Raw genomic sequence first — 18,081 nt, forward strand, 5'->3', positions numbered from 1 at the left:
TGAGGCGCACCCTTCACTCGCCTCGCGCGTTCACCCCCGATCCAAGGGAGGTAGTCATGAAGATCGTCACCAGCCTGAGCTTCCAAGGCCAGTGCCGCGAAGCGCTGGAGTTCTACGCCCGCGTTCTGGGCGGAAAAGTCACCGCCGCCTTCCCGTTCGGCGACGGTCCGCCCGACATGCCGGTCGACGCCAAATACAAGGACTGGCTGATGCATGGCTGGCTGGAGGTCGGTGACCAGGCGATCATGGGCGCCGACATGCCGCCCGAGTTCGCGCCGAACATCGACAAGCCCAAGAACGGCTTCGACGTCTCCTATCACACTGATGATCTAGACAAGGCGCGCCAAGTCTTCGACGCCCTATCCGAGGGCGGCAAGGTCGGCATGCCCTTCGCCGAGACCTTCTGGTCTCCGGGTTTTGGCACCTTCACCGATAGGTTCGGCATTCCGTGGATGATCAACACCAATCCAGCCGAGGACTGGAATCCCGGCGGCTGACACCCTTGTGATCACGCGCCGTTACGACCAAAGCCGCATTGGAATCAGAGTGATGCGGGGCCTAAGTCCACCTCGTTCTCAGAGCCCTTCAGGCTCCAGCCGACAGGTTTGCGATGTCCCGCGTCCGTAACGCCGCCCTCAAGTCGAAAATCATGTCCGCTCAGGACGCCGCGTCCCTGATCCCGGCCAACTCGACCGTGGGCATGAGCGGCTTCACCGGCTCGGGCTATCCCAAGGTCGTGCCCATGGCGCTGGCAGAGCGGATCGAGGCGGAGCACGCCGCGGGCAATCCCTTCAAGCTGAAGGTCTGGACCGGCGCCTCTACCGGACCGGAACTGGACGGCGCCCTGGCCAAGGCCGACGGCATCGAGTTCCGCCTGCCATACAACTCCGATCCCATCGCCCGCGAGAAGATCAACAAGGGCGAGATGGAATACCTGGACATGCACCTGTCGCAGGTGGCGCCGGTCGCCTGGCAGGGCTTCCTCGGCCCGCTGGAGACGGCGGTGGTCGAGGTCTCGGGCATCCGCGAGGACGGCTCGCTGATCCCATCGTCCTCGATCGGCAACAACAAGACCTGGCTGGATCGCGCCGACCAGATCATCCTGGAGGTCAACAGCTGGCAAAATGCGGCGCTGGAGGGGATGCACGACATCTACTACGGCACGGCCCTGCCACCGGCCCGCGTGCCGATCCCGCTGACCAAACCGACCGACCTGATCGGAGAAACCGTCTTCCGCGTCGACCCGTCGAAGATCGCCGCCATCGTCGAGACCGACAGCCCTGACCGCAACCTGCCCTTCGCCGCGCCGGACGCCAGCGCCACGGCCATCGCCGGGCACCTGATCGAGTTCCTGCAGCACGAGGTGAAGCTGGGCCGCCTGCCCGCCCATCTGCTGCCGCTGCAATCAGGCGTGGGCAATGTCGCCAACGCCGTGTTGGCCGGGCTTCAGAACAGCCCGTTCGAAAACCTGACCGCCTATACCGAGGTGCTTCAGGACGGGATGCTGGACCTGCTGGACAGCGGCAAGCTGACCGTCGCCTCGGCCACCGCCTTCTCGCTCAGCCCCGAGGCCGCCACCGATCTGAACAGCCGCATGGAGCAGTTCCGCGGCAAGATCATCCTGCGCCCGCAGGAAATCTCGAACCACCCGGAGATCATCCGTCGCCTGGGCTGCATCGCCATGAACGGTCTGATCGAGGCGGACATCTACGGCAACGTGAACTCGACCCACGTCATGGGCTCGCGCATCCAAAACGGCATCGGCGGCTCGGGCGACTTCGCCCGCAACGCCTACATTTCCTGCTTCGTCACGCCCTCGACGGCCAAGGGCGGCAAGATCTCGGCCATCGTCCCCATGGCCAGCCACGTCGACCACATCACTCAGGACGTGCAACTCATCGTCACGGAACAGGGACTGGCCGACCTGCGCGGCCTGTCGCCCAAGCAGCGCGCCCAGGTCATCATCGCCAACTGCGCCCACCCCGACTTCCGCGACGCGCTCAGCGACTATTACGCTCGCGCGCTGAAAGGCTCCTACGGCCTGCAATCGCCTCACCTGCTGACCGAAGCCCTGTCGTGGCATCAGGGCTTCATCGAAACGGGAACGATGAAGCCGTAAGTTAGCGGTTCAGGCCCGTCGGAAACGGTCTTCCCAGGGCCTCGGCCATCGCCTGCTGGCTGAGCATGAAGACCAGGTCGCGCTGATGGTAGTTGTTGGACAGGGCCACCACGGTCACGTCGGCCTCCGGCTGATAAAGAACCAGATTGCGGAACCCCGCCCAGCTGCCGGTATGATAGATCTGCCTGTCGTCAAAGGCGGGCTTCACCTGCTCGCCCAGGCTATTGACGTAGATGCCATAGCCATAGGCCCGGTGTGCTCGCCCCCGCTCCTTGGGCGTATTCGCCGGCGCGTGGTCAGCGATCATCTGGGCATAGGAAACGTCGCTGAGGACACGGCCCTTATGCAGGGCCTGGTTCCACACCAGCATGTCGTCCAGCGTCGAATAAAGGGCGCCAGCGCCATAGACGACGCTGACGTTGGCGATCGGCTGGGCCGCCAATCCGCCGGGGAAGTTGGCGTAGCCCATGGCCAGACCCTGAGCGTCGGCATGGGCATCCGATCCCGTGTCCTTCAGGCCTAGCGGCTTAAGGATCGCGTCATTCAGATAGGCCTCGAACGGCTTGCCGCTTACCTTGGCCACGATCTCGGCGGCCAGATTATAGGCGGCGTTGTCGTAGCGGATCTTCGTTCCAGGCTCGAACTGCAGGCCATAGCGGGCCGAGGTCTCGGTCAGTTCCTGCGGCGTGCGCGGGGTGACGCGGATGCGCCCCCATTCGGACTGGGCCATCAGGTCCGGTATGCCCGAGGTGTGCGACAGCAGGTGGTGGATGCGCAGCGGCTTCCACGCGTCCGGACAGGCCTCGATCCATTTGCAGACCGGGTCGTTGACCGACAGCCTGCCCTCGTCCTGTAGCTTCAGGATCGCGGCGGCGGTGAACTGCTTGGACACTGAGGCCAGGCGGAAGCGGGTGTCCAGCTTCAGCGGCTGATCGTTTTCGTAGTTCGCCTTGCCATAGACCTGTCGGAACAGGACCTGATCGCCCTTCGCCACCAGGATGGCGCCCATGAACTGCTTGCGGTCGCCCAAGTAGTCCAGCCGCGCCTTCAGTTGCGGCAGGGCCTCGACCACCTCGACCGGCGGCCGCTCTGGCAGCTTGAGCTTCGCGACCGCCGCCTGGGTCTCTGGCGCAATGGCGTGGACGATCCAGGCGCCGGCGCCGGCGGATGCGAGGGCGACCGCGGCCAGGGATCCGAGGAACCAGGGCCGCCCGCCTGCGGACTTGGGAACTACAAACACGATACTAAACCACGTTGATTAGACGTCGAACTCCAGCCCGAACTGAGCGTAAAGGGCGCGGCTGTCCTGCCACTTCGGATCGACCTTGACGGTCAGGAACAGGTGGACCGGGCGGTCGAGCAGCTCGATCAGCTCCTCGCGCGACTTCTGACCGATCCATTTCAGGGTCTGGCCGCCCTTGCCCAGAACGATGGGACGCTGGCTCTCGCGCTCGACATAGATGGTCTGCTCGATGCGGGCCGAACCATCGGACTTCTCATCAAAGGCCGTGGTCTCGACCGCCGCCGAATAGGGCAGTTCCTCGTGAACGCGGAGATAAACCTTCTCACGGGTGATTTCGGCGGCCAGAACGCGCACAGGCACGTCCGCCGACTGGTCTTCCGGGTAGAGCCACGGACCGGCCGGCATGGAGCGCGCCAGACGCTGCTTCAGGTCATCCACGCCGTCGCCGCTGAGCGCCGAAATCATATAGACCTCTTCGTAGACGCCGGTTTCGAACAGGCGGCTGGACAGAGCCAGCAGCGTGTCGCGACGCATGCCGTCAATCTTGTTCAGCGCCAGGATGACCTTGGTCCCCGTCGACTGCAGATTGGCGATGATGGTCTCGGTGTCTTCAGCCGAACGACGGTCCGCAGCAGTGCCTTCACGACCTTCGGCGTCGATATGCGACTGGGCGTCGATCAGATGAACCACGACATCGGCGTCCTGCGCCCCGCCCCAGGCCGAGGCGACCATGGCGCGGTCCAGACGGCGGCGCGGGGTGAATATGCCGGGCGTGTCCACCAGAACGATCTGGGCATCGCCCTCGATGGCGATGCCGCGCACGGGGAAGCGCGTGGTCTGGACCTTCTGGGTCACGATCGAGACCTTGGAGCCCGTCAGCCGGTTCACCAGCGTCGACTTGCCGGCGTTGGGCGCGCCGATGATGGCGGCGAAGCCCGCGCGCTGGTTCGGGTTGAGGGTCTCGGTCAAATTACGCCTTCTCGTTTCAACAGCGCCGAGGCGGCGGCTTTTTCCGCCTCCTGACGCGAACGTCCTGTTTGCTTCACGGGATCGAAACCGACCACCGTCGCCTCGACCACGAAGGTCGGAGCATGATCTGATCCGGTGCGTTCCACCACCCGGTAGGTCGGCAGCGGACGCCCTTGAGCCTGCGCCCACTCCTGCAGAGCGGACTTGGGATTGGTCACGGCCGGGACCGGGGGCGAGGCGAACTCCTCGGCCCAGGCGATGTCGAACATGGCCTTGGCCGCTGTCAGGCCGCCGTCGCGATAGACAGCCGCCAAGATAGCCTCGACAGCATCGGCGATAACTCCGGCCTTTCTGCGGCCTCCTGTCTTGGTTTCGCCCGCCGACAGGCGAAGGGCCGCGCCGACGCCCAGCCTCTCGCCCACGCGGGCGCAGGCGGCCTTGTCCACCAAGGCGTGCAGGCGGGCCGACAGCTGACCTTCGTCCGCCGAAGGAAAGTCACGCGTGAGGCGGTCGGCGACCAGCAGGCCCAACACCCGGTCGCCCAGGAACTCCAGACGCTCGTTGTCGGCGGGGGGGCGGCGTCCATCGGCCTGTCCCCCGCCCTCCCCCACGCTGGCGTGGGTCAGCGCCCGTTCCAGCAAGGACGGGTCGCTGAACTCGTGGCCCAGCCGAAGCCGGAGCGCGGCGACGGCCTCGGCCCTTACGTTCGCCATCAGTCCAGGATCTTGAAGAACCGGCTGGGACGCAGGTTTGCGAACCAGCTGACCGGGTTGAACAGCGACGCGCCCGGCGACCACGAGAACATGATGATCTCGGCCTTGCCGACCAGATTCTCGGCCGGAACCATGCCGACGCCGGCCGACATCTCGACGCGGCTGTCGATCGAGTTGTCGCGGTTGTCGCCCATCATGAAGAAGTGACCGGCCGGAACTTCATAGACGGGGGTGTCGTCCAGATCGCCGCCGGGGCCGAAGTCCTGGGTCATGAAGACCTTGCCGTTCGGCAGGGTCTCGCGGACCTGGGTCACCGGACGCGGGCCGAACATGTCGGCCATCTCGGCGCGGCTGACGACGACGTCCTTCACCGGAGCACCGTTGATGTAAAGCTTGTTGGCGATCATCTGAACCTTGTCGCCCGGCAGGCCGATCACGCGCTTGATGTAGTCGGTCTTGTTGTCGCGCGGCAGCTTGAAGACGACGATATCGCCCCGCGTCGGGTCCTTGCCCATGATACGGCCGTCGAACAGCGGCGGGCTCCACGGGATCGAGTGTTTCGAATAGCCGTAGGACCACTTCGACACGACGATGTAGTCGCCCTCGTAGAGATTGGGCTCCATCGAGGCCGAGGGGATGGTGAAGGGCTGGAACAACAGCACCCGCAGCACGAAGGCGATCAGCAGGGCGAAGACGACGGTCTTGATGATCTCGACCGTCTCGTTGCTCGCGGACTTCTCTTTTTTCACACGTTTGGCTTTCTTGGGACGCGGCGTGGCGTAGATCGGCTTGTCGCTGTCGAGGGCGTCGGGATCGTCGCCCATGTCGAAGGGGGCGTCACCGTCGTCGCTCCAGATCGGTCGCTGCTCGGTCGGGTCGATGGCAGGATTGCCGGCGCCGCCGTTCGCCTTGGGGTCGTCGCTCATGGTCTGCTCGAATCCCCCGCAGAACGCGGGGTTGGAAGCCTGAGGGGTAATCGCTGATTACGCCACGGGCAAGGCTTCGATGACCACGAAAGCGAGAGCATACGGGTGTTCGTCACTGAGGGTCAGATGGATGCGGGGCTCATGCCCCGGCGGGATCAGACGCGCCAGATGTTCGGCGGCGTGTCCGGTCAGGGCCAGGGTCGGCTGGCCCGACTTCAGGTTCACCACCCCCATGTCACGCCAATAGACGTCAGCGCGCATCCCCGTGCCCAGCGCCTTGGCGCAGGCCTCCTTGGCCGCGAACCGCTTGGCGTAGCTCCATGCCGGGTCCGGCTTGCGATCAGAACGTGCCCGCTCCAGTTCCGTAAAGCACCGCTCCTTGAAACGGTCACCGAAGCGATCCAGCGAGTTCTGGATGCGGCGAATGTCCGACACATCAGCGCCGACGCCGATAATCACCGACCTGCTCCTGCCACAGCTTCGTCCATCGCTGTCCGCATCCGGCGGATGGCGGCGTCAAGGCCGACGAAAACCGCCTCCCCGATCAGGAAGTGGCCGATGTTCAGTTCCTTGATCTCGCGGATGGCCAGGACCACGCTGGCGGTGGCGTAGTCCAGACCGTGCCCAGCGTGGACCTCCAGCCCCAGGATATCAGCCTGGGCGGCGGCGGCGGCCAGGCGGTCCAGCTCGAAGGCGCGCTCGGCCGGATCGGTCAGGTGGCAGTAACGGCCGGTGTGGAACTCAACCACCTGCGCGCCCACAGCGGCGGCGGCCTCGACCTGGGCTTCGGACGGTTCGATAAACAGACTGACACGGATGCCCGCATCAGACAGCGCCTTAACGACCGGGGCGATGCGCGCCTCGTGACCGGCGACGGCTAGGCCGCCCTCCGTCGTAACCTCCTCGCGCCGTTCCGGCACCAGACAGGCCGCGTGCGGACGGTGGCGTAAGGCGATGGCCAGCATCTCGTCGGTCACCGCCATCTCGAAGTTCAGCGGCTTGTTCGCGCGACGGCACAGGGCCGTCAGCACGTCGATGTCGGCGTCGGTGATGTGGCGGCGATCCTCGCGCAGGTGGGCGGTGATGCCGTCCGCCCCGGCGGCCAGCGCCGCCTCGGCCGCGCGAGCCGGATCGGGATGAGCGCCGCCGCGCGCGTTACGAACCGTGGCGACGTGATCGATGTTGACGCCCAGACGCACCCGCTCGCGCTTCATCCCGCTTCTTCCCCTTACTTGGACAGCCGGCGGCTGCCCGGATCCTCAACCGGCAAAGCCGCCAGTTCGGGCGGCAGAGCGTCGGCCGGATAGGCCGGGACGTCCAGCGTCGCCAGCGCGATCAGCGGCACGCCCACGTCGGCGCGACCGCCCGAGCGGTCGACGATGCAGGCGGCGGCGACGACTTCGCCTCCGGCCTTCTGGATGGCGGCGATGCATTCGCGCGACGACAGACCCGTAGTGACGATGTCCTCGACCATGACGACCTTCTCGCCCGGCTCGACGGTAAAGCCGCGGCGCAGCTTGAACTCGCCGCCTTCGCGCTCGACGTAGAGCGAGCGCACGTTCAGGTGCCGCGCCGTCTCATAGCCGGGAATGATGCCGCCGACGGCGGGCGAGATCGCCACGTCGACCGGACCGACCGTGGCCACGATCTTGTCGGCCAGAGCCTTGCATAGGCGCTCGCAGCGGCGCGTATCCATGAAGACCAGGTTCTTCTGCAGGAAAACCGGGCTGTGCAGGCCGGACGACAGGACAAAATGGCCTTCGCGCAAGGCGCCGGCGTCGCGGAATTCGTTGAGGACGTCTTCAGTGTTCATGAGAGCGTCCCTTAGACCCTGCGCCCCGCCCCCTCAAGCGAGCGATCTAGGTGAGGTCGCAGTTAGGCTTCAATCCGCCTTCCAGCAGCCTGGTCCAGACGGTTTCGGCGTCGTCGGCGAAGGAAAACAGCGCCATGTCCGAGGCCTTGACCATGCCGTGCTCGATCAGGGTGTCAAAGTTGATCACAGAGCGCCAATAGGTCTCGTCGAACAGGACGATGGGAATCGGCGGCGCCTTGTCGGTCTGGCGCAAAGTCAGGATCTCGAACAACTCGTCCAGCGTGCCGAAGCCGCCGGGGAAGACCACCAGACCATTGGCCCGCATGGCCAGGTGCATCTTGCGCATGGCGAAGTAGTGGAACTGGAAGGTCAGCTCCGGCGTCGACCAAGGGTTGGGCACCTGTTCGTGCGGCAGGGTGACGTTGAAGCCGATGGAGGGCGCGCCGGCTTCATGCGCGCCCTGGTTGGCGGCCTGCATGATGCCCGGCCCGCCGCCGGTGGCGATGACATTGTCACGCACCTCGCCCGGCGAGCCGCGGAAGGCCCCGCCCCGCTCCGAGGCGATTCGACCGAACAGACGCGCCTGTTCGTACCAGTAGCTGTGCCGCCCGCCCCCATTGGCGCCGACGCGAGCGCTGCCGAAGACTACGAGAGTCGAACGCACGCCCCAGGCCTTCAGCGCCTCCTCGGCCTTTTCGTATTCCATCAGGAAGCGCACGCCGCGCATCGATTCGCCCAGCAGGAAGTCCTGATCCAGGGCGGCCAGACGATAGGAGGGCGACGCCAGCTGAGCGGCGTTGGCAAGGGCTTGTTGTTCGGGAGACATATCGGCCTTCAGAATCAGGTGCGCAGGCGATCAGCCCCGTGCTCGGTCCACGGTGTCCACTGACGGATTGGCGCGCAGGGCGGCGATGATCATGGTGGCGTGGCGCGCGTCCTCGACCTCGACGTCGATGTCGACGTCGAAGAAGTCCTGCTGACGATGGGCCATCGACAGGTTCAGGATATTGCCCCCGGCCTCGCCGATGATGGTCGCCACCTGGCCCAGCACGCCGGGCGCATTGCGGATGGTCGCGCGAAGGCGGGCGGAGGCCACGGCGTCCTGCTCGGCCTGCGGCGTCCATTGCAGATCCTGCCAGACGCTATCGTCGTCGGCGAAGTCGGCCAGGGTCTGACAGTCGATGGTATGGACCGTCAGCCCCTTGTCGGGCTCCAGAATGCCGACGATGCGGTCGCCGGGCACTGGCGAACAACAGGCGCCGAAATGGATGCTGACGCCCGGCGTCAGGCCGCTGCCCCGCACAAACAGGCGAGCGTGTTCATTGCCGATCCGTTTGCGCTCAGGTCCCGCCTTCAACTGGCCCTTCAACGCCGGGAACATGGTCTCGGCCACCCGCGTGGCGGCCAGCCGCCCCCTGCCAATGGCGTCGAACATGTCCTCTTCAGTGGTGATGGCGTGAGTTTCCAGCACCGGCTTCAGTGACACGTCAGCCAGAGACTTACCGGCGCGTTCGAGTGTCTGTTCCAACGTCGCCTTGCCCAGCCGTACGAACTCGTCGCGTTCCGAAGTGCGGATGTGGCGGCGGATCGCCGAGCGCGCCCGGCCGGTGACGGTCAGGCTGCGCCAGTCGGTCGGGACCTCGCGCTTGGTCCCACGAATGATCTCGACCACGTCGCCATTCTGCAGCGCCGTCCGCATCGGCTTCAACTCGCCGTTGATCTTGACGCCCACCGCCGTGTCGCCGACCTCGGTATGGACCGCGTAGGCGAAGTCCAGCGCCATGCCGCCGCGCGGCAGGGTGATCAAGGCGCCCTTGGGCGTGAAGACAAAGACCTGATCCAGATACATCTCGAGCTTGGCGTGCTCGACCCAGTCCTCGCCGCCCTCGCCGTGCTCGATGACCTGAACGAGATGGCGCAGGTTCAACAGCGGGTCGCGCCCGCCGTCGGCTTCCATCGCTTCTCGGTCGAAGCCATAGGAATGGTTTTTATAGGCCCAGTGCGCGGCCACGCCGTCTTCGGCCACGCGGTCCATGATCTCGGTGCGGATTTGCATCTCGATACGAAGGCCGCCCGGCCCCACGACCGTTGTGTGCAGCGAGCGATAGTTATTCGACTTGGGCGTCGAGATGAAATCCTTGAACCGCTCCGGCACCATAGGCCAGGCGCGATGGATAACGCCCAGGGCACGGTAACAGTCGTCCTCGGCCTCGACGATGACCCGGAAGCCATAGATGTCCGACAGAGAGGAGAAGCCGACGGATTTCCTCTGCAGCTTGCGCCAGATCGAATAGGGCGTCTTCTCCCGACCCTTCACATGGGCGGGGATGCCCGCCTCGCTGAGAACAGTCTCGATTTCGCGCGACACGCCCTCGATGGCGCGGCCATGCTCGAGCTTCAGCGCCTCAAGACGGCGCTGGATGGCGACACGCGCAGTGGCGTTCAGATGCTCGAACGCCAGTTCTTCCAGCTCCGAAGCAATGGAGTGGATGCCGATGGAGCGGCCCAGCGGGGCATAGACTTCCAGCGTTTCGCGGCTGATGCGCTCGCGCTTCTCCGGCTTTACATACTGGAGGGTGCGCATGTTGTGCAGGCGGTCGGCCAGCTTGACCAGCAGCACCCGCACATCCTTGGAAATGGCCAGGATGAACTTGCGCAGGTTCTCGGCCTGGCGCGTGTGCTCGGCCTGAAGTTCCAGTCGCGACAGCTTGGTCACGCCCTCGACCAGAACCGCGACCTCTTCGCCAAACATGGCGGCGATGTCGTCGCGCGTGGCGGAGGTGTCCTCGACCACGTCGTGCAGCAGGGCCGTGACGATCGTCGCCGTATCCAGCCGGTAATCCGTCAAAATGCCCGCAACCTGGATCGGGTGCGCGAAATAGGGATCGCCTGACGCCCGAAGCTGCGAGCCATGCATCTTCATCGCGTAGACATAGGCCCGGTTCAGCAGGGCCTCATCAGCAGTGGGGTCGTAGGCCTTGACCGCCTCGATCAATTCAAACTGGCGCATGATCGGCGCGCGCTTGGCATCAGACAATTGCGACTCGGACTGGGGGCCTTCAGACGACTTCGGCGTCGCCCCGGTGGGGAGCGACGCCGACTGATCTTTTTGATTCACGACTGGCTTCGTCGGCGTGTCCGCCAAGGGCCGCGCCGGAAATATGGTAACGCCGTTGACAGGCTCTGCCGTCAGTAGCGTTCCTCCTGGCCGCCGTCCCGGTCGCTTTGCAGAGCCCGGATCAGTTCAGCCTCGGCCATGTTCATGTGCTGCGGCTCGGCCAGCAGCGCCACGACTTCGGCTTCGTCCTCGGCTTCCGTGCGCTCATCCACTCGTTGCAGGGTGGTGATGATGTTCTCGCGCAGCTCTTCCGGGACCACGCGGTCCTCGGCCAGTTCGCGCAGGGCGACGACAGGATTCTTGTCGTTGTCACGGTCGAGGGTCAGAGCAGCGCCGTTGGCGATATTGCGGGCGCGGTGGCCAGCCAGCAGAACCAGACCAAAGCGGTTCGGCACCTTCTCGATGCAATCTTCGACAGTGACGCGGGCCATGAAATTCCTCTGGCGGCAGGGAGAACCGCACAAAATATAGGGTTAGGCGTGATTGTGCAACGCCGCGAAGGCCGGAATGCGGCGCAAAACGCCTCAGTTCTTCCTTTGAGCCAGCGGATAGCTGATGATCAGCACCAGGTCCACCTCTCCGGTCTGACGGATGCCTACGACATTGCCGTCGAACAGATAGGCCGCGTCGCCGGCGCGCATCGACGTCGTCACCCCGTCCGACGTCACCTCACCCTCGCCGCTCACGACATAATAGACCTCGTCGTGGGCGATTGGATGCAGACCGATCGCCGCGCCCTGATGAAGTACGCGCTTACGGAATTCCATCGCCCGGTTCGGCACCCCGTCGGATATGCGATAGGCCGTGCTCATGCCCTCACCGTTATGAGGCGGGACCTGACGCACCATGGTGTCAGCCTCTCGGATCACGACGCCGGTTCCGGCAGGCGGCGAAGCCGGAACCGAGGAAGCTTGAAGCGCGGCGATCAGCGCCAGAGCAGGCAGAAACATGACTTTGTCTCCCGGTGTCATTTCAAGCGAACCTAGCGGCCCGAGGGGCAGCGTCAACGGGTGAGCGGTCGCGCGTCTGCGCCCACGACGGCCTGGGCAGCCAGCGTCGCCGCAGCGCTGTGGACCGTGGGGTGTCGCCATGTGGGCGCGATCTCGGCCAACGGTCCCATGACGAACAGGCGCTCGGCCGCTCGCGGGTGGGGCAGGATCAAGCCGTCAAGATCGCCACTCAGCCGCCCATAGGCGATCAAATCCAGGTCTAGCGTGCGCGGCGCGTTACGAACGCTGCGGCGGCGGTCGAAGACGTCCTCCATGCGCGACAGCTTGGCCATCAGGGCGCCCGGGTCGTGCTCGGTCTTGACGATGACCACGCCGTTCAGGAACGGAGGATCGGTCGGATCGGGCCAGGCCTTTGACGACCACCAGGACGACCGGGCCAGGATATCGATGCCCTCGGCCCGGAAGCGCGCCAGCGCGGCCTCCAACGACTCTTCACAAGACGCCCACACGCCCTTGTCATTGCAGCCCAGCGCGACGATGACTGCACCGTCCAGATCGAGATCACCTTCGGGGATGTCTGTCGGGACGCTCATATTCTCGACCATTTGCACGAGCTCATATTCATGACCGGCTACACGGGCGACCGCATCGCCTTGTTCATCGACGGCGCCAACCTCTACTCGTCGGCTCGCGCGCTCAATGTCGACCTCGACTTCAGGAAGCTGTCCGACTGGTTTGGCCAGAAGGGTCAACTGGTGCGCGCCTACTATTACACGGCGGTGATCGAGGGCGAAGAGTTCTCCCCCATTCGGCCGTTGGTGGATTGGCTCGACTACAATGGCTTCACGGTCGTCACGAAGCCAGTGAAACGCTTCACTGACGCCCAGGGCCATAGCCGCATCAAGGGCAACATGGACATGGAGATCGCGGTCGACATGATGGAACTGGCCCCGCGGCTGGACCACATGGTCCTGTTCTCGGGCGACGGCGACTTCCGCAGACTGGTCGAAGCCGTTCAGGGCAAGGGCGTTCGTGTCACAGTGGTTTCGACCACCCGCAGCCAGCCCCCACAGATCGCCGACGAACTTCGCCGTCAGGCCGACACCTTCATCGACCTGGCCGATGTCGCCGAACACTTCAGCAAGCCCAAGACAGCAATGAACCAGGGTGTCGCGCGCACCTTGGACCGGAGCGACCGGGCATGAACCCCGACCTGAACCCCGAACCGGCGCGCGACTGCCCACTATGTCCGCGGCTGGTCGCCTATCGACAGGAGAATATTCGCCAGAATCCCGACTGGTGGAACGGCCCTGCTCCGTCGTTTGGCGACCCGAACGCCCGCCTGCTGATCGCGGGCCTTGCCCCAGGCCGGACCGGCGCCAACCGGACCGGCCGCCCGTTCACGGGCGATCATGCCGGCTGGCTGCTTTACGATACGCTGAAGAAAACCGGCTTCGCCAAGGGCGAATATCACCCAGACGGCCACGACGACCTGACACTGGTCGACTGCATGATCACCAACGCCGTGCGCTGCGCCCCGCCGCAGAACAAGCCGACAGGCGAGGAAGAGAACACCTGCCGCCCCTTCCTGATCGACCGGCTGGCGGCCCTGCCCCGATTGCAGGTGATCGTGACCCTGGGCGACGTGTCCCGGCGCAGCATCCTGCGCACGCTCGGCTACCCTGGCACGGCGATCCCTGCTGGCCACGGCGTCGAGGGCAAGGTCGGAGGCTATACGATCATCAACAGCTACCACTGCTCGCGGCTGAACACGAACACCGGCCGCCTGACGCCTGAGATGTTCGAGGCCATCTTCCATCGCGCCAAGGCGGCGCTGGCAAACTAGATCAACCGCCGCCAGCGACCTCGCCGGCCACCATCACAGGGGCCGAAGGTTCGCGAAAATAGCGGTCTATGCCCTCAGCCACCGAGCGCATCAGGCGGCGACGGGCTCTCTCGTCGGTCAGAACCCGCTCGTCCTCGGGATTCGTGATGAAGCCCATTTCCAACAGGATGGCCGGGACGTCAGGAGCCAACAGGACAGCCAGTCCGGCGTCGCGGTGGCTGCGTCGCAGCAACGGATGGCTGTCGCCTTCCAGGTGGGTCAGCAGCACCCGCGCGAATTGGGCCGAACGATTCTGGGTGGCGCGCTGGGTCATGTCCAGAAGGATGCGGTCGACCGAGGCGTCGCGCCCGGGCAGGCGAAGGTCACGCTGCCAGTCATCGCCGCGTGTATACTCGCGCACAGCCCGGCCCGCACCCTGTTCCGATAGGGTGTAGACGCTGGCGCCGCGCAAGGCCGGATCCGTCCCGGCGTCGGCGTGCAGTGAAATGAACAGATCCGCCCCGGCGTCACGCGCTATCTGCACCCGACGGCCGTGAATGACATAGACGTCGCTGTCACGGGTCAGGCGCACTCGATAGCGGCCCGTGCGTTCGATCGCGGCCTTCAGTTCGCGTGCGGCGGCCAGGGTGACGGTCTTTTCCTGAGCGTGTTGCCCTTGAGCGCCCGGATCGCGGCCGCCGTGACCGGCGTCGATAACGATCAGGGGCTTTTCACGGCGCGCCTGCTCGCGACGCGGCGGCGTGCTGGCGGCGACTACGGCGGCCGCTCCGGTGGCTTTCAGATCGATGACATAGCGATAGTGCTGCACCCCGTCGCCGGGCGGCAGCAGAAAGCGGCGCTCGATCTCCGCCCCGCGCGCCAGATCCAGACGAACCCGCGACGACGTGCCCGCAGAGGACACCTCATAACCCCGCACGAGGCCCGAGCCTGCGCCGTCCAGCCCCCTGCCTGGCGCCACATCGGACAGAGCCACGACAACGCGTCCGGTCGTGCCATCCTCGATCACCTGGCCGCGCGTGCTCTTGCCCATATCCAGGACGACCCGTGTCCGCTGGGCGTCGCCGCCAAAGCGAATGCCGGAAATCTGTCCGTCCGGGCCGAAGGCCAGGCCCCGCCCAGCCGTAAGCACGACGGCGCAAACCACGACAAAGGACAAGCCCGTCATGATCCATTCACGCACGCCCCAAAGGGACAGACTGTTACGCCACCGGCCGAACATGGACGGACTTCACCCTTCTGGTTCCGCCACCAGTAAAGGCTAAAGCTGCTAAGGATTTCGTTAACCCATGTAACGGCCGCGGTTCTTTTATTTTCTACAAGTTAGGCCTATGGTGTGATCCGTTCGCGAACGATCGCGCCCTCTGCATCTTGACGCAGGGTCAGGCGCGCCCTCCTCGCAACGCTGACTTTCACCTCATTCCGAGGATCGCCCGGCCTGGCCGACGGTCCGAAGAACGGGTCCGGGACGCGGCCTTTGAACGGCGCGTTCGGATCCAGGACCGACAGAACCTCATGGGCCGACCCGCCTGCGCTCCCGAACGGCAGACCATTGCCGCGCTCGCAATTCGCGAGGGGATGACGCGCGCCCTGGCCCCCATTTCCATTCGGCGAGCCGCCCCCTTGTCCGCGGAGACTTCCGCAGGGCCCGGCCTGGCGCGCCAGAGAGAGACCCTTAATGTCAAAGACAATGCTGATCGATGCGGCGCACGCGGAAGAAACCCGCGTCGCCATCGTGGACGGACGTCAGGTTGAGGAATTCGATTTCGAATCCACGGCCCGCCGCCAGCTTCGCGGCAACATCTATCTCGCCAAGGTCACGCGCGTAGAGCCCAGCCTGCAGGCTGCCTTTATCGAGTACGGCGGCAATCGCCACGGCTTCCTGGCCTTCAACGAAATCCACCCGGACTATTACCAGATCCCGGTCGCCGACCGCGAAGCCATCATGGCCGAAGCGAACTCGGACGACGACGATCACGACGATTTGGGCCGTGAAGGCGACGACGAGTCCGAGGGCGGTCTGGCCGACGAAGAGCGCCTGAAGCGCCGCCTGATGCGTCGCTACAAGATCCAGGACGTCATCAAGCGCCGCCAGATCCTGCTGGTGCAGGTCGTCAAGGATGAGCGGGGCGCCAAGGGCGCGGCCCTGACCACCTGGCTGTCGCTGGCTGGCCGCTACTGCGTCCTGATGCCCAACACAGGCAAGGGCGGCGGCATCTCGCGCAAGATCACCAACACCTCGGACCGTCGCCGCCTGAAGGCCGCCGCCTCGGCGCTGAAGGTGCCGAAGGGCATGGGCCTGATCATTCGCACGGCCGGCGCCAAGCGCACCAAGGCCGAGATCAAGCGCGACTACGAATATCTGCTGCGCCTGTGGGAGACGATCCGCGAGACGACGCTGAAGTCGAACGCCCCCGCCGTCATCTACGAAGAAGAGAACCTGGTCCGCCGCGCCGTTCGCGACATGTACGACAAGGACTTCGACGGTATCCAGGTCGAGGGGCTGGAAGGCTTCAAGGAAGCCCGCGACTTTATGCGCGTGCTGATGCCGTCGCAGGCCAAGAAGATTCATCTCTATCAGGGCTCCAAGCCCCTGTTCGCCGCCAACGGCATCGAAGAGGTTCTGACCCAGATTCACCAGCCGGTCGTGCCGCTGAAGTCGGGCGGCTATCTGGTGATCAACCAGACTGAGGCCCTGGTGGCCATCGATGTGAACTCGGGTCGCTCCACCAAGGAGCGCAACGTCGAGGCCACCGCCACCAAGACCAACCTGGAAGCTGCCGTCGAGGCCGCCCGCCAGTTGCGCCTGCGCGACCTCGCCGGCCTGATCGTCATCGACTTCATCGACATGGATGAAGGCAAGAACAACCGCGCCGTCGAGAAGGCGCTGAAGGACGCTCTGGCCAAGGATCGCGCGCGTATCCAGATGGGCCGCATCTCGGGTTTCGGCCTGATGGAGATCAGCCGCCAGCGCCGCCGCCTGGGCGTGATTGAAGGCGCCACCGAGGTCTGCGCCTGCTGCCAGGGCGCTGGTCGCATCCGCTCGGCGGAATCGGCGGCCCTGACTACCCTGCGCGCCGTGGACATCGAGGCGGGCCGCAACGGCGCCGGTTCGATCAACCTGCGCGTCTCGACCGCCGTCGCCCTCTATATTCTGAACCACAAGCGCAGCTATCTGCAGCGCCTGCTGGACCAACGCGGCCTGAACGTCGTCATCCAGATCGACGACAGCCTGGCCCAGGGTGAACACGCCATCGAGCGCACCTCGACCAACGAAGACTTCGTGCCGGTCGTCACCCACATCTCGGCCGCGGAGTTGGACGACGGCTTCGACGACAGCGCGTTTGACCACGAGGACGAAGACGAGGACGACGAGGTCATCGCCAGCGATGACGATGACGACGCCGATCTGGACCGTGAAGACAGCGACGACGACGAGCCGCGCGAGCGTTCGGAATCGCATGACGGTGAAGGGCGCGGGCGCGGACGCCGCCGCCGCCGTCGTGGCGGTCGCCGTGACGAGGAAGGCTCGGACGAGACGGGATCGACCGAAGTGGTCGCCGCCGACGACGAAGAAGACGACAGCGAGGCCGGTCGTCGCCGCCGTCGCGGCCGTCGTGGCGGTCGCCGGATGCGCGAGGACGGCGATCGCGACGCCTTCACCTGGGTGCGTGGCCGCACGCCGTCGCTGGACGATCCCTATGTCTGGTTCGACCCGATCAACCCCGCTCCGCGCGCCGAACGCACGCCGGTCGAAGCGTCGGAGGCCCGCGAGACTGAGGAAGTGGCCGGCGAACGTTCTGAGGGCGAGCGCGCCGAACGCGAAGGCGGGCGTTCGCGTCGTCGTCGCGGCCGCGGCCGCGGCCGCGATCGTGGCGGCCTGCCGCACGACGCCAAGGTCGAGGACCGCGCCGTGAATGAAGGCCTGCCGCCCGTCGGCTCGCCGGACACGCCGATCGCCACTGTGATCGTGGTTGAAGATGATGTCGTCGACGCGCCGGAAGTCGTGGCCGAGATCGTTGAAGCGCCCAAACGTCGCCGCGTGCGACGCAAGGCCAGCGCCGACGTCGCCGGCGAGGCGGTCGTCGAAACGCCGGTCGAGGCGGAAGCCAAGGTCGAAATCGTCCCTGTGGTCATCCCTGCAGAGCTGGATGTGGAACCCGTGGTGGCCGCCAAGATCGAGGCCGCCATTGAGCAGGCGCTCGAGGCGGACGCGGTGGTCCTAGCCGTCGTGACGCCGGCGCCCACGCCTGAAGTCGACGTGGCCGCGATCATCGCCGAAGATCCCAACCAGATCGGCGCCCCGCCCGCGAAGCCCAAACGCGGCTGGTGGCGCCGTTGATCGGACACGATTAGGCTTGAAGACACGGGGGAGACTGTCGCTCTG

At 65.4% G+C, this 18,081-nt stretch carries 18 protein-coding genes; 5 read left to right on the top strand and 13 right to left on the bottom strand.

Features of this window, described 5'->3' with window-relative positions:
* Window positions 1-56: 56 nt before the first annotated feature.
* Window positions 57-497, top strand: a complete 441-nt coding sequence (locus B4A39_RS05270) for a VOC family protein (RefSeq protein WP_292034083.1) — start codon at window positions 57-59, stop codon at window positions 495-497.
* 113 nt (window positions 498-610) lie between these two features.
* A complete protein-coding gene (locus B4A39_RS05275; protein ID WP_292034085.1) occupies window positions 611-2,119 on the top strand; it encodes an acetyl-CoA hydrolase/transferase family protein in 1,509 nt (502 codons plus the stop codon).
* 1 nt (window position 2,120) lies between these two features.
* Here B4A39_RS05275 and B4A39_RS05280 read toward each other — a convergent pair whose 3' ends face one another.
* The 12 genes from B4A39_RS05280 to folK form a co-directional block, all read right to left on the bottom strand.
* Window positions 2,121-3,359, bottom strand: coding sequence for a serine hydrolase domain-containing protein (locus tag B4A39_RS05280; protein WP_292034088.1), 1,239 nt, complete (start codon window positions 3,357-3,359; stop codon window positions 2,121-2,123).
* 18 nt (window positions 3,360-3,377) lie between these two features.
* A complete protein-coding gene (era, locus tag B4A39_RS05285) occupies window positions 3,378-4,331 on the bottom strand; it encodes a GTPase Era (RefSeq protein ID WP_292034089.1) in 954 nt (317 codons plus the stop codon).
* Entirely contained in the window at window positions 4,328-5,044 is a 717-nt protein-coding gene (gene rnc, locus B4A39_RS05290) for a ribonuclease III (protein ID WP_292034092.1), read from the bottom strand. Before rnc ends, era begins: the two co-directional genes overlap by 4 nt.
* Entirely contained in the window at window positions 5,044-5,970 is a 927-nt protein-coding gene (gene lepB, locus B4A39_RS05295) for a signal peptidase I (RefSeq protein WP_292034094.1), read from the bottom strand. Before lepB ends, rnc begins: the two co-directional genes overlap by 1 nt.
* A gap of 57 nt (window positions 5,971-6,027) precedes the next feature.
* On the bottom strand, window positions 6,028-6,429 hold the full coding sequence (gene acpS / locus B4A39_RS05300; RefSeq protein ID WP_292034096.1) for a holo-ACP synthase: 402 nt from the start codon (window positions 6,427-6,429) through the stop codon (window positions 6,028-6,030).
* Window positions 6,426-7,184: a pyridoxine 5'-phosphate synthase gene (locus B4A39_RS05305; protein ID WP_292034097.1), complete on the bottom strand. Its 759-nt coding sequence runs from the start codon at window positions 7,182-7,184 to the stop codon at window positions 6,426-6,428. The genes acpS and B4A39_RS05305 overlap by 4 nt, the downstream gene beginning before the upstream one ends.
* A gap of 14 nt (window positions 7,185-7,198) precedes the next feature.
* Window positions 7,199-7,783, bottom strand: coding sequence for an orotate phosphoribosyltransferase (pyrE, locus tag B4A39_RS05310; protein WP_292034098.1), 585 nt, complete (start codon window positions 7,781-7,783; stop codon window positions 7,199-7,201).
* A 46-nt stretch (window positions 7,784-7,829) separates the two neighbouring features.
* Window positions 7,830-8,609: a TIGR00730 family Rossman fold protein gene (locus tag B4A39_RS05315; RefSeq protein WP_292034099.1), complete on the bottom strand. Its 780-nt coding sequence runs from the start codon at window positions 8,607-8,609 to the stop codon at window positions 7,830-7,832.
* 30 nt (window positions 8,610-8,639) lie between these two features.
* Window positions 8,640-10,793, bottom strand: a complete 2,154-nt coding sequence (locus B4A39_RS05320; RefSeq protein WP_292034202.1) for a RelA/SpoT family protein — start codon at window positions 10,791-10,793, stop codon at window positions 8,640-8,642.
* A gap of 179 nt (window positions 10,794-10,972) precedes the next feature.
* Window positions 10,973-11,332: a DNA-directed RNA polymerase subunit omega gene (gene rpoZ, locus B4A39_RS05325; protein ID WP_292034101.1), complete on the bottom strand. Its 360-nt coding sequence runs from the start codon at window positions 11,330-11,332 to the stop codon at window positions 10,973-10,975.
* 93 nt (window positions 11,333-11,425) lie between these two features.
* The gene (locus B4A39_RS05330) at window positions 11,426-11,851 is read right to left on the bottom strand and encodes a cupin domain-containing protein (RefSeq protein WP_292034102.1); all 426 of its coding nucleotides are present in this window, start codon (window positions 11,849-11,851) and stop codon (window positions 11,426-11,428) included.
* A 53-nt stretch (window positions 11,852-11,904) separates the two neighbouring features.
* Entirely contained in the window at window positions 11,905-12,444 is a 540-nt protein-coding gene (folK, locus tag B4A39_RS05335; protein WP_292034104.1) for a 2-amino-4-hydroxy-6-hydroxymethyldihydropteridine diphosphokinase, read from the bottom strand.
* A 30-nt stretch (window positions 12,445-12,474) separates the two neighbouring features.
* Between folK and B4A39_RS05340 the strand changes: the two genes are divergently transcribed.
* Together B4A39_RS05340 and B4A39_RS05345 are read left to right on the top strand one after the other, a co-directional pair.
* Window positions 12,475-13,056 (top strand): NYN domain-containing protein, encoded by a 582-nt coding sequence (locus tag B4A39_RS05340; RefSeq protein ID WP_292034106.1) that lies wholly within the window; start codon window positions 12,475-12,477, stop codon window positions 13,054-13,056.
* Complete coding sequence (locus B4A39_RS05345) at window positions 13,053-13,697, top strand: uracil-DNA glycosylase (RefSeq protein ID WP_292034108.1); 645 nt, start codon at window positions 13,053-13,055, stop codon at window positions 13,695-13,697. The genes B4A39_RS05340 and B4A39_RS05345 overlap by 4 nt, the downstream gene beginning before the upstream one ends.
* 1 nt (window position 13,698) lies before the next feature.
* Here B4A39_RS05345 and B4A39_RS05350 read toward each other — a convergent pair whose 3' ends face one another.
* Window positions 13,699-14,862, bottom strand: coding sequence for an N-acetylmuramoyl-L-alanine amidase family protein (locus tag B4A39_RS05350; protein WP_292034109.1), 1,164 nt, complete (start codon window positions 14,860-14,862; stop codon window positions 13,699-13,701).
* A 510-nt stretch (window positions 14,863-15,372) separates the two neighbouring features.
* On the opposite strand from B4A39_RS05350, the gene B4A39_RS05355 reads away from it, so the two are divergent.
* Window positions 15,373-18,036 (top strand): Rne/Rng family ribonuclease, encoded by a 2,664-nt coding sequence (locus tag B4A39_RS05355; protein WP_292034111.1) that lies wholly within the window; start codon window positions 15,373-15,375, stop codon window positions 18,034-18,036.
* Window positions 18,037-18,081 lie beyond the last annotated feature (45 nt).

It is taken from the genome of Brevundimonas sp. UBA4553 (genome assembly GCF_002387245.1).
Classification (GTDB): Bacteria; Pseudomonadota; Alphaproteobacteria; order Caulobacterales; family Caulobacteraceae; genus Brevundimonas.

What these genes read in the sequence shown, in the direction of transcription:
- B4A39_RS05270 (WP_292034083.1), top strand. Translation starts at nt 57, where the DNA reads ATGAAGATCGTCACCAGCCTGAGCTTCCAAGGCCAGTGCCGCGAAGCG.
- B4A39_RS05275 (WP_292034085.1), top strand. Translation starts at nt 611, where the DNA reads ATGTCCCGCGTCCGTAACGCCGCCCTCAAGTCGAAAATCATGTCCGCT.
- rnc (WP_292034092.1), bottom strand. Translation starts at nt 5,044, where the DNA reads ATGGCGAACGTAAGGGCCGAGGCCGTCGCCGCGCTCCGGCTTCGGCTG.
- lepB (WP_292034094.1), bottom strand. Translation starts at nt 5,970, where the DNA reads ATGAGCGACGACCCCAAGGCGAACGGCGGCGCCGGCAATCCTGCCATC.
- B4A39_RS05305 (WP_292034097.1), bottom strand. Translation starts at nt 7,184, where the DNA reads ATGAAGCGCGAGCGGGTGCGTCTGGGCGTCAACATCGATCACGTCGCC.
- pyrE (WP_292034098.1), bottom strand. Translation starts at nt 7,783, where the DNA reads ATGAACACTGAAGACGTCCTCAACGAATTCCGCGACGCCGGCGCCTTG.
- B4A39_RS05315 (WP_292034099.1), bottom strand. Translation starts at nt 8,609, where the DNA reads ATGTCTCCCGAACAACAAGCCCTTGCCAACGCCGCTCAGCTGGCGTCG.
- B4A39_RS05320 (WP_292034202.1), bottom strand. Translation starts at nt 10,793, where the DNA reads ATGCGCCAGTTTGAATTGATCGAGGCGGTCAAGGCCTACGACCCCACT.
- rpoZ (WP_292034101.1), bottom strand. Translation starts at nt 11,332, where the DNA reads ATGGCCCGCGTCACTGTCGAAGATTGCATCGAGAAGGTGCCGAACCGC.
- B4A39_RS05330 (WP_292034102.1), bottom strand. Translation starts at nt 11,851, where the DNA reads ATGTTTCTGCCTGCTCTGGCGCTGATCGCCGCGCTTCAAGCTTCCTCG.
- folK (WP_292034104.1), bottom strand. Translation starts at nt 12,444, where the DNA reads ATGAGCGTCCCGACAGACATCCCCGAAGGTGATCTCGATCTGGACGGT.
- B4A39_RS05340 (WP_292034106.1), top strand. Translation starts at nt 12,475, where the DNA reads ATGACCGGCTACACGGGCGACCGCATCGCCTTGTTCATCGACGGCGCC.
- B4A39_RS05345 (WP_292034108.1), top strand. Translation starts at nt 13,053, where the DNA reads ATGAACCCCGACCTGAACCCCGAACCGGCGCGCGACTGCCCACTATGT.
- B4A39_RS05350 (WP_292034109.1), bottom strand. Translation starts at nt 14,862, where the DNA reads ATGACGGGCTTGTCCTTTGTCGTGGTTTGCGCCGTCGTGCTTACGGCT.
- B4A39_RS05355 (WP_292034111.1), top strand. Translation starts at nt 15,373, where the DNA reads ATGTCAAAGACAATGCTGATCGATGCGGCGCACGCGGAAGAAACCCGC.